We start from the raw sequence: 14,671 nt of genomic DNA, 5'->3' as shown, positions 1-14,671 counted from the left end.
AGACCTTCGGATGACTCACGGAAACGGACACCCACGATGACGTTCAGCTGGTCCCAACAGCGCATTCTCATCCTTTCGCCGCACCCCGACGACGAGGTTCTCGGCTGTGGCGGATTGATCCACAAGGCGAAGTCCGCAGGCGCCGAGGTCTTCGTCCAGTTCCTCACGGTCGGCAACACCACCGACCAGTCCTCGTCGGTCTCTACCAGCCCGGAGGACCGCAACGACGAGATCAAGCGGGTCGCCGACCACCAACAGTGGGACGGCTGGCACATGGCCTTTCCGGGCGACGAGTACCACCTCCGGCTCGACCAGCTCCCCCGACTCGAACTCGCCAACATGGTGGAGCAGGAGAGCCCACTCGCCATCGCCAGGCTGCGGCCCACGATGTTGATCGCTCCGCACCGTTCGAGCTACAACCAGGACCACCAGGCCGTGGCTGAGGCGGCCCACACCGCGACCCGGCCGTCCAACAACCGGCTACGCCATCACCCCGACTTCGTGCTGGCCTACGAGGAGGCGGCGGATCAGTGGCGAACCGATTCGGTTCCCATGCCCAACCTCCTGGTCGAGCTCACCGAGGAAGACCTCGGCAGCAAGCTCGAAGCGATGCGGCAGTACGCCACCCAGATTCACGAGCATCCACATACACGGTCCGAAGAAACCCTCCGCAGCCTCGCGGTCCTGCGCGGCATGCAGGCCGGCGTACCGCTGGCCGAGGCGTACCACATCATGCGGTGCCTGGCCTGACCGTCCGCGCCCGACACCCGCACCCCACCTGCTGCCGAAAGGAAGCGAGCAATGCGAATTCTTGTCACCGGGGGCGCCGGATTCATCGGCTCCCACCTCTGTGAATTCCTGGTTGAGCAAGAACACGACGTCACAGTGCTCGACGAGCTGTCCACTGGTTCGGTGGCAAACCTCGCCAGTTGCCTGGACGCCGGCACCGTACGCCTGGTCGAGGGGTCGATCCTCGACCGGGACCTGGTGAACGAGTGCGTCCGTGGCAAGGATCTGGTCTTCCATCTCGCCGCCGCCGTCGGCGTGCGAACCATCGTCGACAGTCCCCTGCATTCACTGCGGGTCAACCTGTACGGCACGGAGAACGTCGTCGAGGCGGCGGTCTCGCACGGCGTGCCGTTCGGCGTCACGTCGACGAGCGAGGTGTACGGCAAGAACGACGCCGACGGGCTCCGTGAGGACGCCGACCGGATCCTGGGGTCCCCGCTGCTCAGCCGGTGGTCGTACGCGGCGGCCAAGGGTCTCGACGAGTTGGTGGCGCACATCCGCGCGTCCGAGACGGGCACCCCCTGCGTGAGTTACCGACTGTTCAACGTCGTCGGACCGCGGCAGACCGGCCGGTACGGCATGGTCCTGCCGCGGTTCGTCGCGCAGGCGCTCAACCACGAACCGATCACCGTGTACGGCGACGGCACGCAGCGCCGGTGCTTCGGGTCGGTCTACGACGTGGTGCCCGCGATCGTCAAGCTGCTGCAGACCCCTGCGGCGCACGGAAGGGCGGTGAACCTCGGCGGGCGTGAGGAGGTCTCCATCCGCGGACTGGCCGAGAAGATCAAGGATTTCACCGGCTCGACCAGCGACATCCAGACGGTGCCGTACGAGGTCGCCTACGGTAGCGGCTTCGAGGACATGGCCCGCCGCATGCCGGATCTGTCACTGGCCCACGAACTCATCGGCTACACCGCCCGCTACGACCTCGACGACATCGTGCGGTCAGTCGTCACCGACATGCAGCGCGCAGGCGCACGCGAGTCGCTGCTGGCCGCCCCGTAACTCCGGACTCCCGGTCGCGTCGCCACGGCAGGGACCGGCCCGGCGCGGAGAGTATCCTCCGCGCCGGGCCGTGACATCGGATCGGGTCAGGCGGTCACACACTCCGCCAGCACACCCGGGCCGGTGCCGGTGCCCTGGAAGCCGAAGTTGGTCGACTGCCGGCCGGCGACCCGGCCGTTGTAGCTCACGTTGGTGAAATCGACAGTGCCGCTGGAGCCACTGGCCTGGGCGTTCCATGTGCCGGTGACTGCGGCGCCGCCGGGCAGCACGATGGTCACGGTCCAGCCGTTGATGTCCGACTTGCCGGCGGTGACCGTCACGCTCGCGGTGAAGCCCCCGGCCCACTGGTTGATCGCCACCGATGCGTAGCAGCCGTCACCGGCCGGCGGCGTGGTGTTCGGCGGGGTGACCGGCGGGGTGGTGGGCGGAGTCGTGGTCGGCGGCGTGGTGGTCGGCGGCGTCGTGGTGGGCGGGGTGGTGGTGGGCGGGTTCGGCGCGCCGTTGGCCAGGCTGAAGGCCAGATCGGGCTGGAACGAACCGGCAGTGAAGCGGCAGCCGTCCGCCTCACCCGGCGGCTTCACCCAGAGGTACGCGTCGATGTTGTTGTCGCCGGTGTTGGTCGTCGGGTACTGACCGATGCGCCGGTCGGTGTTGTCGTCGCCGCACCAGTCCCCGCTGGCGCCCCCGTTACGGCTGGTGTCGATGACCTGGCGCTTGCCCGAGATCCCCATGCCGTTGAGGGAGGAGATGACCGCCCGGCCGAAGTTCGCCTCGTTGGAGGTCGAGTTGTAGTTCGACACGTTGGTGAAGAAGCCGTCGGCGTACTGCACGCCGGCCGCCCGGAGCCGGTTGGCCGTCTCACCGGCGCTGTTCCAGGTGGAGTGGCCGCCGTCGAGGTACACCTTGGCGTTGGGGTTGCCCGACTTGATGGTGCGGGTGGCCGTCGAGATCGCCTGGTTGCGCGCGTTGATCTCACTGGTGTTCAGGCAGGTCAGCAGGGCGAGCGAGTCGGTTTCCAGGATGATGATGACGGTCTGGTTGCCGAGTCCCCTGGCGAAGTTGGACACCCACGTCTGGTACTGGTTGAGGTCCGGCGCCCCACCAGCGCTGGCCCCGCCGCAGTCCCGGTTGGTGATCTCGTAGACCGCCAGGACCGGGATCTGCTGCGCCGCGTTGGCGGCGCCGATGAACCCGGAGACCTCGGACTGCACGGTCGAGGGGTTGAAGTTGGCGAACCAGCGCGCCTGCGGCTGACTAGCGATCTTGTCGCGGATGACGGCGGCACGCGAGTCACCGGGGTTGGCGGCGACCCAGCGGACGACGGCGGAACTCGGGTCGCGGTAGAGCGACCCGGACAGTGTGCCGGCGGATGCGCTGCCGACGGCGAGGCAGACGCCGACAGCGGTGGCGCCCGCGACGGCCGCCACACCGATGGCCGCCGATCTGCGGCGGAGCGAGGAGAGGATGGCCACGTCGTGTTGCCTCCAGATCACATCGATGTATCTAAGTTAATGGGAGCGTTCCCATGGACGTTAGCGGAGGCGCACACCACTGCCAAGATGTGAACGGTCGTCGATGAGACGACGCAGCGGTTCGGATGGCACGGCAGCCACCGCCGCCGGCCTCACGATCCCGCACAACGCCGGGCGCTATGGGCGGCCGAGTGCTACAGCGAGTCGGCGGACCGCCTCGTCCATCAACTCCGCCGGGGCAGCCGCGTAGGTGAGGCGCAGGTGGGGCGCTGGAGCCTCGGCCGCGTACCAGGGCCGACCGGGGAAGACGATGACGCCCGCGGCGGCAGAAGCGGCGGCCAACGCCACATCGTCAGTGCCGTCGGGCAGCCGGACCCACAGGTGCAGCCCACCGCGGGGAACGCCCTGCGGGGTCGGCGACGGCAGATGCCGCGCCAGCGCGGACAGCAGCGCCTCGCGCCGGGAACGCAGCTCGTTTCGCAGGTTGCGACGATGCCGGGCCCAGGCAGGTGCGGTGACGAACTCCAGCGTGGCCTGTTGCAGCGGCCCGGCGACGAAGAAGTCGTCGAGCAGCCGGGCAGCCCGTAGTCGGGCGCCAGCCGGGCCGCGCGCACCGATCGCGGCGACCCGGAGACCGGGTGCGGCGGATTTGGTCAGCGAGCGCAGGTAGATGACGTGCCCGTCCGGGTCGTCGGCGGCCAGTGGCGGCGGCGGCTCGCCGTCGATGGCCAGGTCGCGGGCGTAGTCGTCCTCGATCAGGAACGCCCCGGCGTCGCGAACCGCGGCGGCGACCGCCGCTCGGCGCTGGACGGCGAGCGTCGCGCCGTGCGGGTTGGCGTAGAGCGGCTGGCAGTAGAACAGCCGGGCGCCGGTACGGGCGAACGCGACGGCGAGCTGGTCGGGCCGTACGCCGTCGACGTCGGCGGGCACGGGCACCAGTCGCAGCCCCGCTGCGCGGGCGGCGGCCAGCGCGCCCAGGTAGGTCGGGGACTCCACGAGCAGGGTGTCGCCGGGCGTGGTCAGCGCGCGCAGCGTCGACGACAGTGCGGCTTGCCCGCCGGGGCAGATCACCATGTCGTCGGGGCGCAGCCCCGCGCCGGCCTCGCGGGCGAACCAGGCGCGCAGATCCCCGCGCCCCTCGGCCGGTCCGCGCTCCCAGGAGGACGGCTGCCGGGCCGCGCGGGCCAACGCCGCGCCGAGCGGGCCGGCGGGCTGAAGATTCGGCTCCAGATAACCACCGGACAGCGGAATCGCGCCTGCGGGCGGTAACGCGAGTAACGCCTGCATCTCCTCCTCGCCCGGCCGGCGGGGGCCGAGCGCCACCGTCTGCCACGACAGGTCGGGCGCGCTGCGTTGGGCTGACCGACTGGCCACAAAGGTGCCCCGGCCGGATCGGGTCTCGATCAGGCCCTCCGCAACGAGCTGCCGGATCGCCGCCGCCACCGTCACCGGGGAGGCGTGGTGGCGGGCGGTCAGCTCGCGCACCGAGGGCAGGCGCGTACCTGGTGCCGCCGCGTCCACCAGGCTCCGCAGATCTTGAACAACAGAATCAACAGCGTTACCGTTGCTCATGACGGTACAGAGTAGCGCTACTGCCCCGGCGACGATAACAGCGGGGCGCGGCACCGGTCTCGCCCTCGGCGCACTGGGGGTGCTCGCCTTCAGCATGTCGCTGCCGGCCACCCGCATCGCGGTGCAGGATCTCGACCCGTGGTTCGTCGCATTCGGCCGGGCGGTCGGCGCGGCGCTGCTGGCGTACGCGTACCTGCGGCTCACCAGAGCGCCGCGACCCACCCGGGGCCAGTGGCAGCGGCTCTCGATCGTCGCACTCGGTGTCGTCGTCGGCTTTCCACTGTTCACGTCGCTCGCGCTCACCACGCAGACCTCCGCGCACGGCGCGGTGGTCATCACGGTGCTGCCCGCCATGACGGCCGTCTTCGCGGTGCTGCGGTCGAACGAACGCCCGCCACCGTTGTTCTGGATCGCCACTGTCGCTGGACTGCTGTCGGTGCTCACGTTCCTCGCCGCCAGCGGCGCGGTGCACGGCGCCCTGTCCCTCGCCGACCTGTTCCTGCTGGCAGCGGTCGTGCTCTGCGGCCTCGGGTACGCCGAGGGCGGGGTGCTCGCCCGCGAACTCGGCGGGGCCCGGACGATCTGCTGGGCGTTGCTGCTCTCCCTGCCCGCCACGGTGCCCGTCACGGCCGTGGCGGCCGTCGCCCGTCCCCCACAGGCGGACGCCGTCGTCTGGTCGGCGTTCGGTTACCTCACCGTCGTCTCGATGTTCCTCGGCTTCTTCGCCTGGTACGCAGGGCTCGCCCGGGGTGGCATCGCCAAGGTCGGCCAGATTCAGCTGGCCCAGCCCGTACTGACCCTGATCTGGTCGGCGCTGCTGCTCGGCGAGACCGTCACACCCGCCTCGATCGCGGCGGCGGTGGTGGTTCTGGCCTGCGTCGTGCTGATCCAGCGAACCCGGGCCAGCGCCCAGGTGACCATGCCCGCGTCGGCGACACAGCCCGGCCGCTGACCGTCACGACGGCGGATCCGTGCTCCTCGCCGCAGGTCAGCGCCGCCGGCCGGCCCGGTCAGACCGGCGCCAGCCGCAACGCGCGCAGGTCGACCGCGACCTCAGGGCCGTACGACTCGACGATGCGGCGCTCGAAGACGTCGGCGTCGACGGTGTATTCCTGCGGGCCCTCGACCTCCAGCACGTGCGCCGCCAGCACGCAGCCCACCTGCGCCGCCCGCTCGATGGGCAGGTCCGCGGCGAGCGCGGCGAAGAAGCCGGCCCGGAAGCCGTCGCCGACGCCGGTCGGGTCGACGATGGTGCCCACCCGCGCCGCCGGGACCAGGAACTCGCCGTCGCGCCCGGTGATCCGTACCCCGTTGGCGCCCAGGGTCACGACCCGCACGCCCACCCGGCGCAGGATGTCGTCCTCGCTCAGGCCGGTCTTCGACTCCAGCAGCGCCGCCTCGTACTCGTTCGTCAAGAGATAGTGCGCGCCGGTGATCATCGCCTCGATGTCGGCCGACGGCATCCGGGCCAGCTGCTGCGACGGGTCGGCGGCGAAGGGCAGACCCAGTCGGCGGCAGGCGGCGGCACGGGCGAGCATGGTGTCCGGATTCTCCGCGGCGACGATGACGAGCCGCAGGCCACCGGCCCGGGTTGCGACACCGTCGAGGCTGATCCGGTCGGGCTCGCCCATGGCACCCGGATAGAACGACGCGATCTGGCAGAGGTCGGTGTCGGTGGTGCAGATGAACCGTGCGGTGTGTGCGATGGAGCTGACCTGCACCTCCGTGCAGTCGACCCCGTTGCGCTCCAGCCAGCTCCGGTAGTCGCCGAAGTCGCCACCGACCGCGCCGAGCAGCACCGGCCGGTGCCCGAGTTGAGCCAGCCCGAAGGCGATGTTGGCAGCGACCCCGCCGCGACGGACGACGAGGTCGTCGACGAGGAACGAGAGCGAGACGGTGTCGAGGCTGCCGGCGACGAGTTGCTCGGCGAACCGCCCCGGGAAGCGCATCAGATGGTCGGTCGCGATCGAACCGGATACGGCGATCATGCGGACGGGCCCTCTCAGTAGCGGTAGTGGTCGGGCTTGTAGGGCCCCTCGACCGGGACACCGAGGTAGGTGGCTTGTTCCTTGGTCAGCTCGGTGAGGCGGACACCCAACGCGGCGAGGTGAAGCCGGGCGACCTTCTCGTCCAGGTGCTTGGGGAGGGTGTGGACGCCGACCGGGTACTGGTCGGCGCGGGTGAACAGCTCGACCTGCGCGATGGTCTGGTTGGCGAAGCTGTTCGACATCACGAAGCTCGGATGCCCGGTGGCGTTGCCGAGGTTCAGCAGCCGCCCCTCGGACAACACGATGATCGAGTGGCCGTCCGCGAAGCGCCACTCGTCCACCTGCGGTTTCACCGTGATCCGCTCGACGTCCCCGCGCTTCGCGAGACCGGCCATGTCGATCTCGTTGTCGAAGTGACCGATGTTCCCCACTATCGCCTGGTGCTTCATCCGGGCCATGTGCTCGTTGGTGATCACGCTGAAGCAGCCCGTCGCGGTCACGAAGATGTCAGCGGTCTCGACAACGTCATCGATGGTCGCGACCTGGTAGCCGTCCATCGCCGCCTGCAGGGCGCAGATCGGGTCCACCTCGGTCACGATGACCCGCGCGCCCTGACCGCGCAGACTCTCGGCGCAGCCCTTACCGACGTCGCCGTAACCGAACACGACGGCGACCTTCCCGCCGATCAGCACATCGGTGGCCCGGTTGATCCCGTCGATGAGCGAGTGCCGGCAGCCGTACTTGTTGTCGAACTTGCTCTTGGTCACCGAGTCGTTGACGTTGATCGCCGGGAACAGCAGGTTCCCCGCCTGCTGCATCTCGTACAGCCGGTGCACACCGGTGGTGGTCTCCTCGGTCACGCCCCTGATCCCGGCGGCGACCCGCGTCCAGCGACGGTTGTCCTCCCGCAGCGACCGGGTCAGCACACCGAGGATGACCTCGTACTCCTCCGAGTCCGCGCTCTCCGGCGACGGCACCGCCCCGATCGCCTCGAACTCGGCGCCCTTGTGCACCAGCAGGGTGGCGTCACCACCGTCGTCGAGGATCATGTTCGGGCCCTGCCCGTCGGGCCAGAGCAGCACCTGCTGGGTGCACCACCAGTACTCGTCGAGGGTCTCGCCCTTCCAGGCGTAGACCGGGACACCCACCGGGGCGTCCGGGGTGCCGGTCGGGCCGACCACGATCGCTGCCGCCGCGTGGTCCTGGGTCGAGAAGATGTTGCAGGACGCCCACCTGACCTGCGCGCCGAGCGCCACCAGCGTCTCGATCAGCACCGCCGTCTGAATCGTCATGTGCAGCGAGCCGGTGATCCGCGCACCCTTCAGCGGCTGCCGCGAGGCGAACTCCCGCCGGATCGACATCAACCCCGGCATCTCATGCTCGGCCAGCTCGATCTCCTTACGCCCGAAGGCCGCCAACGACAGGTCCGCCACCTTGAAATCGCTGAAGTTGCCAGTCATGCCCGCACCCTCCCCCAGCGGCGTCGAGGACCGTTGGAGTCCGGTTCAACAGTGTTCGTGCGCCGCACCCGGGCCGCCCGGGGCCCGGGTGCGGAGCAGGAGCCGTCAGGAGTTGCGGCTGGCCGGGTCGACCCGGGCGTACGTGAGCAGGTCCGCCATCGTGAACTGGCCGGAGAAGCGGGCGGGCAGGGTCGGGCGCCAGTTGGGCTGCACGGTCAGGTAGCTCGCCGGGTCGAGCTGGGCGACGCCGATGAGCACCTCCGCCACGATCCGCCCACCCACCGCGCCCAACGAACCGCCCCCGGCCTGGAGCTGCGCCTCCTTGAGGATGTAGTAGAAGAGCGGGGTGTTGGCGTCCAGGCCGAGGCCGTACCCACTGAGCTCGGGGAAGTTGAAGCTGCCGAGCGCGGGCGCCCCGATGTGCGCGGCGATCCGCTGGCCCGACGGGATGCCGAAGGTCAACTGCCGGAGCAGGTCACGGCCGAGCAGGTTGGCCGACGGCGAGCCGGACGGCGGCGGTGGCAGCGGGAAACCGAACAGCGGCGTCGAGTTGCGTACGTCGATCCACTTGCTCCAGCGCACCTGGCCGTCGAAGAACTGGAACCAGAACTGGTAGTCGAGGTAGCGGCGGGCGGCCCGCTTCCCGCCGCGCAGGTCGGCCGGGTCGGCGCCGCCCAGCGCCGAGTCGAAGAGCATGGCGTAGAACTCGTCGCCGCCGTTGCCGGTGCGGTTGACCAGGTAGGCCGGTCGCGGCTGGCTGTGACCGAAGCGGAACGCCGCCGCGGTGAACTCGACCGGGATGAACGTCGCGTTCGGCTCCGGCCGGTAGAAGCGCCGGCCGCCGCTGAGCACTGTGGAGACGGCGCCCGGCCCGGCGATCAACGGGAGGAACTCGTTGAGCACGATCCACTGGTAGTGCCAGGTGACGAGCCTGCGGGCGGCGGCGAAGACCTGCGACTCCGCTGTGCCCTGGGCACGCACCAGGTCGACCACCCGGTTGTGGAAGAGGATGAACGCGGCAGTGATCTGCGCGATCGGCAGGTTCTCGTCGTTGCGGGGGTCGAAGACGATCGCCCTACCGCTGGAGTTGCGCGGCAGGTCCTCGAAGCGCCCGCCCGACTCGATCCTCAGTTTGGCGGGGTCGGACGAGGTGTAGAGCTCCGGGTTCCCGGTCGGCCCGGCACCGTAGAGCGAGTCGAGGTCGAGGGCCGGCGTCCGGGGATTGGGCACCGTGGTCGGGTCGACCGGCGTGCCCAGCGGTGCCGTCGTCTCGAAGGCCAGGTCGTGGTCGACGAACTGCCCGAAGTACGTCATGCCCTGCGGGACCGAGAAGTTGTCGGGGTTGTTGATGCTGTGCTGCTGCAGGTCGGAGAGGGCCTCGGCGCCGACACCGAGCGGGTCGCGGGCGTCCATCGGGCCACCGACGCGGGACAGGTCGATCAGCGCGTTGCGCATCTGGGTCGTCGCCGACCCGAACGCCGGTAACGACGGGAACATCCGACCGAACCGGTTGGAGAACGCGGCCGCCGCCGGCGCCGCGTCGAGCAGGACTCCCCCGGTGCCGGCGAGGAGCGCGCCCGCGCCGACTCCGGCCAATAGTCGCCGTCGGCTGACACCTGGAGAAGCGTTGCCAATTGCCATGTCGGCCACCTTCCGTCCGCGGGCGCCCGCGTGGACGCACGGGCGGTAAACCCGCGAACCGGCAGCAGTGTGAACCCTTCCTCTAGTGGCGCTCTGGAGCTTCGGTGGTGTCCGGCTGGAGACCGGTGAGCATGGTGTCGACAAGCGAGGTGTCGTGTTTGGCGGCGCGGAACAGCGGGTGGTCGAGCGTCGACCGGAGGAAGTCCCGGGTGGTGGCCACACCCGGCCCTTCGACGGCGCACTCGTCGAGGGCGCGGGCCATCCGGGCCAGCGCCTGGGCCCGGTCAGGCGCCCAGACGACCACCTTCGCGAGCAACGAGTCGTAGTCGGCCGGCACCCGGTAGCCGGCGTACCCGTGCGTGTCGACCCGGACGAACGGCCCACCGGGCAGGTCGAAGCGGGTCAGCTCACCCGGCGTCGGAACGAAGCCGCGCGCCGGGTCCTCGACGTTGAGGCGGCACTCGATCGCCGTACCACGCGGCACCACCTCGGCCTGGGTCAGCGCGAGCCGTTCGCCGGCCGCGACGAGGATCTGTTGCCGCACCAGGTCCACGCCGGTCACCAACTCGGAGACCGGGTGTTCGACCTGGAGCCGGCAGTTGACCTCCATGAGGTGGAAGTCGTCCCCGCCGCCGACCAGGAACTCGAACGTGCCCGCGCCCACGTAGCCGACGCCGAGCGCGCCGGTGACCGCGGCGGCGGTCATCCGGTCGACAAGGTGTTGCGGCAACCCGGGTGCGGGCGACTCCTCGATCAGTTTCTGGTGACGCCGTTGCACCGAGCAGTCGCGCTCGCCGAGGTGGACGCCGTTGCCGTAACGGTCGGTGAGCACCTGCACCTCGACGTGGCGCGCCGATTCGAGGTAACGCTCGATGTAGACCCGGTTGTCGCCGAAGAGCAACTGCGCCTCGGCCCGCGCGGTGGCGAACTCGCCCAGGAACGAGGCCGCGTCGCGGACCACCCGTACGCCCCGGCCGCCACCACCGGCGACCGCCTTGATGATCAGCGGAAAGCCGATCTCCTCCGCGACCGCGCGGGCGTGGGCCGCCGACTCGACGGCGTCGGTGGTGCCGGGGAGCACCGGCAGGCCGAGGCCCGCCATGATGCCCCGCGTCCGGGCCTTGTCGCCCAGCGCGGCCATCACGGCGGGCGGCGGCCCGATGAACGTGATCCCGTCGGCCGCACAGATCTCGGCGAAGTCCGGGTCCTCGGAGAGGAAGCCGTAACCCGGGTGGATCGCGTCGGCCCCCGTGCGGCGGGCCGCCTCGATGATGGCCGGGGCGCTCAGGTAGCTGCGCCGGCTCGGGCCCGGCCCGATCTGGACGGCCTCGTCCGCCAACCGCACCACCGCCGAGTCGCGGTCGACTGTCGAGTAGACCGCAACTGTCCGCAGCCCCATCTCCCGGCAGGTCCGCGCGATCCGGACCGCGATCTCGCCCCGGTTGGCGATCAGCACCGACTCGAACACCGTCAGTCCTCCGACACAGCTAAGGCGATCAGCCGCTCGCCGTACTCGACCGGAGTCGCGTTGGGCACCAGCACCTTCACGACCTCGCCCGCGCGGTCGGCCTCAACCGGGATCATCATCTTCATCGCTTCCAGGATCGCGACCTGCTGGCCGGGCACGACCTGGTCGCCCTCCCGGACGAACGGGTCGGCGCCGGGCGAGGGCGCGAGGTAGAGCGTCGCGACCATCGGCGCGCACACGTAGTGCAGCCCGGCGTCGGCCTCCACCGGCGGGACCGCCGGGGCCGCCGGCGCCACAGCCGCGCCGTCCGGCCACTCCACCTCGACCACCAGGTCGCCGTGCTGGAGCCGGGCGCGACGGACCGGGCCCGGCGTCGACCCGATCAGCCGCGCGAGGCTGCGGACCGCGGCGTCCAGCGGATCCGCGTTACCCTCCGGCATTCGTCACACCTCCGATCTGTCGGAAGCGGGCCCGGCGATGGACCCGCACCTCCTCGCGGTGCAGACCGGCCAGCTCCGCCAACGCGTCGACGACCGCCCGGTGTACGGCCGACGCGGTCGCACCGGGATCGGCGGGCGCCCCGCCGGGCGGTTCGGGAACCACCCCGTCGACGATGCCGAGCGCAAGCAGGTCGCCGGCCTGGAGTTTGAGCTGTGCGGCGGCCTCGTCGGCCCGGCCGGAGTCGTTCCAGAGGATCGCGGCGCAACCCTCCGGGCTGATCACCGAGTACGTCGCGTTCTCGAGCATCAGCACCCGGTTGCCGACGCCGAGGGCGAGCGCACCCCCGCTGCCGCCCTCGCCGGTCACCACCGCGACGACCGGCACCGTCAGCCCGGCCATCAGGCGGATGTTGTCGGCGATGGCGAGAGCCTGCCCGTTCTCCTCCGCCGAGATGCCGTGGTACGCGCCGGGTGTGTCGATCAGCGTCACGATCGGCACGCCGAGCTTCTCGGCCAGGCGCATCAGCCGGGCCGCCTTGCGGTAGCCGGCCGGTGTCGCCATGCCGAAGTTGCGGCTGGCCACCTCGGCGACCGTGTGGCCCTTCTGGTGGCCGATCACCACGACCGGCCGCCCGTCGATCAGTCCCACGCCGCCGACGATCGCCGGGCAGTCACTCGCGAGCCGGTCGCCGTGCAGCTCCACGAAGCCGTCCACGAAGTGGCCGATGTAGTCGAGCGTGGAGGGGCGACCGAGAGCACGGGACCGTGCCACCACCGTCCACGGGGCCGCCGGGTCGGCGGGCGCGGTCGCCCGTACCCGGGAGGGCTCCGGGGTGAACGGCCCGGCCACCGCGAAGGCCAGCAGCCGGGCGATGGTCGGCCGCAGGTTCGACCGGGGTACCAGGTCGTCGAGCATGCCGCGGGCAAAGAGGTACTCGGCGGTCTGGAAGCCGGCCGGCAGTGGCTGGCGCAGCGTCTGCTGGATCACCCTCGGCCCGGCGAAGCCGAGGCGGGCCCCCGGCTCGGCGAGGATGACGTCGCAGAGGGTCGCGAACGATGCCGCGACGCCACCGTAGGTCGGGTCGCTGACCAGCGAGATCGTCAGGACCCCCGCCTCGTCGAGGGCACCGAGCGCCGCGCTGGTCTTGGCCATCTGCATGAGCGACAGGGCGCCCTCCTGCATCCGGGCACCGCCGGAGGCGCTGACGATCAGCAGCGGCGTACGGGTCTCCAGCGCCAACTCGGCGGCCCGGGTGATCCGCTCACCGACACCCGCGCCGAGGCTGCCGCCAAGGAACCGGAAGTCCATCACCGCGGCGATCAACGGCTGCCCCTCGACAGTGCCCCGGACACAGACGACTGCCTCGTCCAGCCCGGTACGCCGACGGGCGGCTTCGAGCCGCTGCGGGTAGGGCTTGGTGTCGACGAACCCGAGCAGATCACCGAACGCGCCGACCGGGCCCAACTCCTCGACCGAGTCGAGGTCGAAGAGCTGCTCGATCCGCTGGTGCGCGGTGACCTGGTCGTGGTGGTCGCACTCCGGGCAGACGCCCAGGTTGCGCTCGACCCGGCGCTGGTAGAGCAACGCCCGGCAACCCGGGCAGACCAGCCAGCTCTTACCGACGGGCGTGTTGACGGTGGCGGTCATGACTGCCCGCGTTCGGCCGCGGCCTTCTCCACGATCTCCCGGATGCGTGCCTGCTGCTCACGTGTGGTCCGGTTGAGGTGGGCGGTCATGCCCTCGTCGTCGGCGTGCCCGCCCGGCCGCATCTCGAAGTCCTGCACCCACCGCATCCGCACGCCGCCGTCCGGAATCTCGGTGTATTCCCAGAACAGGTTCATGTACTTGAACGCGCCGGTCTCCAGCCGTCGGGCCCGCACCACCCGGTCGGCGCAGTCGGGCACCCGCTCGGAGACCCAGCTCCAGACCCGGCCGGCCGGGTCGGGGTGCATCGTCAGGCGGAAGACGACGGCCCCGTCGGCGGACGTCGAGAGCACTTCCGTGCTGGCGTACTCGCTGAACAGGGAGGGCCAGTTGGGGATGTCGTTGGTCAGGTCCCAGACGAGGTCGAACGGTGCGTTGATGACGATCGCGTTGTCAGTGTGTCCGGCCATGGGTTCACCGATCCGCGAGTCGTTGGTTGACGTAGTCGACGGCGAGCCGGGGCGTCTGCATGATCGACACGGCGTCGTCGGGGATGCGCACCTCGTACTCCTGCTGCACCCGCGCCGCCAGTTCCAGCAGCGCGAGCGAGTCGTAGCCGAGGTCTTCGAACGGCGCGTCGAGCGTCGCCGGGTCGGCCCAGTCGGTCTGCTCGACCACGCCGGAGCTGCTCTCCAGGATCCGGCGCAGGTCGTCGAGGGTCAGCTGGCTCATGAGTTTCCTCCCGTCGGTCGCTGCCACCCGTCGCGGACGCCGCCGACCTGCGGCACCGGCGACTCGGGATGCGGGACCTCCTCGGTGTCGACGTGGCCCAGTTCGGGGCGGGGCGCGAGCGGACTGATCTGGAACACGATCAGCGCGGTCTCACCACCGGCATTGACGATGCGGTGCCGCTGGCCGCGACGGACCATGAGAGCTTCGTCGGCCGCGAGCTTGACCTCCGTGCCGTCGACCCGGATCACGACCTCGCCGCGCACCAGATAACAGAACTTGTCCGAGTACGGGTTGTACTGCTCCGCCAGGAACTCGCCCGGCTCCAGCCGGACGGTGCCCATGAAGCCCTCCGTCGCGTCGACGGTCTTCGGGCTGAGCAGGATCCGCACCTCGCCGCCGATCCGGTTGATGCCGGGCACGTCGGTGGCGGCGACCTTCACTACCGGTTGCCGATGCATG

General features: G+C 70.5%; 14 protein-coding genes. 3 read left to right on the top strand and 11 right to left on the bottom strand.

Annotation, left to right across the window (positions count from 1 at the left end):
• Nucleotides 1–36: 36 nt before the first annotated feature.
• Together QCZ28_RS02320 and QCZ28_RS02315 are read left to right on the top strand one after the other, a co-directional pair.
• Nucleotides 37–750: a PIG-L deacetylase family protein gene (locus QCZ28_RS02320; protein ID WP_030329342.1), complete on the top strand. Its 714-nt coding sequence runs from the start codon at nt 37–39 to the stop codon at nt 748–750.
• Between the two features lie 51 nt (nt 751–801).
• Complete coding sequence (locus QCZ28_RS02315; RefSeq protein WP_279514985.1) at nt 802–1,794, top strand: NAD-dependent epimerase/dehydratase family protein; 993 nt, start codon at nt 802–804, stop codon at nt 1,792–1,794.
• Nucleotides 1,795–1,880: 86 nt separating this feature from the next.
• Here the strand turns inward: QCZ28_RS02315 and QCZ28_RS02310 are convergent, their stop codons facing one another.
• Together QCZ28_RS02310 and QCZ28_RS02305 are read right to left on the bottom strand one after the other, a co-directional pair.
• The gene (locus tag QCZ28_RS02310; RefSeq protein WP_279515291.1) at nt 1,881–3,266 is read right to left on the bottom strand and encodes a glycoside hydrolase family 6 protein; all 1,386 of its coding nucleotides are present in this window, start codon (nt 3,264–3,266) and stop codon (nt 1,881–1,883) included.
• A gap of 177 nt (nt 3,267–3,443) precedes the next feature.
• Entirely contained in the window at nt 3,444–4,838 is a 1,395-nt protein-coding gene (locus QCZ28_RS02305; RefSeq protein ID WP_279514984.1) for a PLP-dependent aminotransferase family protein, read from the bottom strand.
• On the opposite strand from QCZ28_RS02305, the gene QCZ28_RS02300 reads away from it, so the two are divergent.
• The gene (locus QCZ28_RS02300) at nt 4,837–5,790 is read left to right on the top strand and encodes a DMT family transporter (protein ID WP_279514983.1); all 954 of its coding nucleotides are present in this window, start codon (nt 4,837–4,839) and stop codon (nt 5,788–5,790) included. The two genes, QCZ28_RS02305 and QCZ28_RS02300, sit on opposite strands and share 2 nt — an antisense overlap.
• A 58-nt stretch (nt 5,791–5,848) precedes the next feature.
• On the opposite strand, the gene QCZ28_RS02295 is transcribed toward QCZ28_RS02300, so the two are convergent.
• The 9 genes from QCZ28_RS02295 to QCZ28_RS02255 form a co-directional block, all read right to left on the bottom strand.
• Nucleotides 5,849–6,826: a carbohydrate kinase family protein gene (locus tag QCZ28_RS02295; protein ID WP_279514982.1), complete on the bottom strand. Its 978-nt coding sequence runs from the start codon at nt 6,824–6,826 to the stop codon at nt 5,849–5,851.
• A 14-nt stretch (nt 6,827–6,840) separates the two neighbouring features.
• Nucleotides 6,841–8,286, bottom strand: a complete 1,446-nt coding sequence (ahcY, locus tag QCZ28_RS02290; protein WP_279514981.1) for an adenosylhomocysteinase — start codon at nt 8,284–8,286, stop codon at nt 6,841–6,843.
• Between the two features lie 105 nt (nt 8,287–8,391).
• The gene (locus QCZ28_RS02285; protein ID WP_279514980.1) at nt 8,392–9,927 is read right to left on the bottom strand and encodes a peroxidase family protein; all 1,536 of its coding nucleotides are present in this window, start codon (nt 9,925–9,927) and stop codon (nt 8,392–8,394) included.
• Between the two features lie 82 nt (nt 9,928–10,009).
• Nucleotides 10,010–11,395, bottom strand: coding sequence for an acetyl-CoA carboxylase biotin carboxylase subunit (locus QCZ28_RS02280; protein WP_279514979.1), 1,386 nt, complete (start codon nt 11,393–11,395; stop codon nt 10,010–10,012).
• A gap of 2 nt (nt 11,396–11,397) precedes the next feature.
• Nucleotides 11,398–11,835 carry a biotin/lipoyl-containing protein gene (locus tag QCZ28_RS02275; RefSeq protein ID WP_279514978.1) on the bottom strand — a complete coding sequence of 146 codons (438 nt, stop codon included), beginning with the start codon at nt 11,833–11,835 and terminating at the stop codon, nt 11,398–11,400.
• Nucleotides 11,822–13,483: an acetyl-CoA carboxylase carboxyltransferase subunit alpha gene (locus tag QCZ28_RS02270; RefSeq protein ID WP_279514977.1), complete on the bottom strand. Its 1,662-nt coding sequence runs from the start codon at nt 13,481–13,483 to the stop codon at nt 11,822–11,824. The genes QCZ28_RS02275 and QCZ28_RS02270 overlap by 14 nt, the downstream gene beginning before the upstream one ends.
• Complete coding sequence (locus tag QCZ28_RS02265) at nt 13,480–13,950, bottom strand: SRPBCC family protein (protein ID WP_279514976.1); 471 nt, start codon at nt 13,948–13,950, stop codon at nt 13,480–13,482. Before QCZ28_RS02265 ends, QCZ28_RS02270 begins: the two co-directional genes overlap by 4 nt.
• 4 nt (nt 13,951–13,954) lie before the next feature.
• Nucleotides 13,955–14,212, bottom strand: a complete 258-nt coding sequence (locus QCZ28_RS02260; protein ID WP_030329356.1) for an acyl carrier protein — start codon at nt 14,210–14,212, stop codon at nt 13,955–13,957.
• Nucleotides 14,209–14,670, bottom strand: coding sequence for a cupin domain-containing protein (locus QCZ28_RS02255; RefSeq protein WP_081883721.1), 462 nt, complete (start codon nt 14,668–14,670; stop codon nt 14,209–14,211). Before QCZ28_RS02255 ends, QCZ28_RS02260 begins: the two co-directional genes overlap by 4 nt.
• Nucleotide 14,671: the final 1 nt, after the last annotated feature.

This window comes from Micromonospora sp. DH14, assembly GCF_029809455.1.
GTDB lineage: Bacteria > Actinomycetota > Actinomycetes > Mycobacteriales > Micromonosporaceae > Micromonospora > Micromonospora parva.
This window is presented reverse-complemented; position numbering and strand designations above follow the sequence as displayed.

Bases quoted from the DNA above. Each gene is read 5' to 3' on its own strand.
- QCZ28_RS02320 (WP_030329342.1), top strand. From the start codon at position 37: ATGACGTTCAGCTGGTCCCAACAGCGCATTCTCATCCTTTCGCCGCAC.
- QCZ28_RS02285 (WP_279514980.1), bottom strand. From the start codon at position 9,927: ATGGCAATTGGCAACGCTTCTCCAGGTGTCAGCCGACGGCGACTATTG.
- QCZ28_RS02315 (WP_279514985.1), top strand. From the start codon at position 802: ATGCGAATTCTTGTCACCGGGGGCGCCGGATTCATCGGCTCCCACCTC.
- QCZ28_RS02260 (WP_030329356.1), bottom strand. From the start codon at position 14,212: ATGAGCCAGCTGACCCTCGACGACCTGCGCCGGATCCTGGAGAGCAGC.
- QCZ28_RS02270 (WP_279514977.1), bottom strand. From the start codon at position 13,483: ATGACCGCCACCGTCAACACGCCCGTCGGTAAGAGCTGGCTGGTCTGC.
- QCZ28_RS02275 (WP_279514978.1), bottom strand. From the start codon at position 11,835: ATGCCGGAGGGTAACGCGGATCCGCTGGACGCCGCGGTCCGCAGCCTC.
- QCZ28_RS02300 (WP_279514983.1), top strand. From the start codon at position 4,837: ATGACGGTACAGAGTAGCGCTACTGCCCCGGCGACGATAACAGCGGGG.
- QCZ28_RS02255 (WP_081883721.1), bottom strand. From the start codon at position 14,670: ATGCATCGGCAACCGGTAGTGAAGGTCGCCGCCACCGACGTGCCCGGC.
- QCZ28_RS02295 (WP_279514982.1), bottom strand. From the start codon at position 6,826: ATGATCGCCGTATCCGGTTCGATCGCGACCGACCATCTGATGCGCTTC.
- QCZ28_RS02305 (WP_279514984.1), bottom strand. From the start codon at position 4,838: ATGAGCAACGGTAACGCTGTTGATTCTGTTGTTCAAGATCTGCGGAGC.
- QCZ28_RS02265 (WP_279514976.1), bottom strand. From the start codon at position 13,950: ATGGCCGGACACACTGACAACGCGATCGTCATCAACGCACCGTTCGAC.
- ahcY (WP_279514981.1), bottom strand. From the start codon at position 8,286: ATGACTGGCAACTTCAGCGATTTCAAGGTGGCGGACCTGTCGTTGGCG.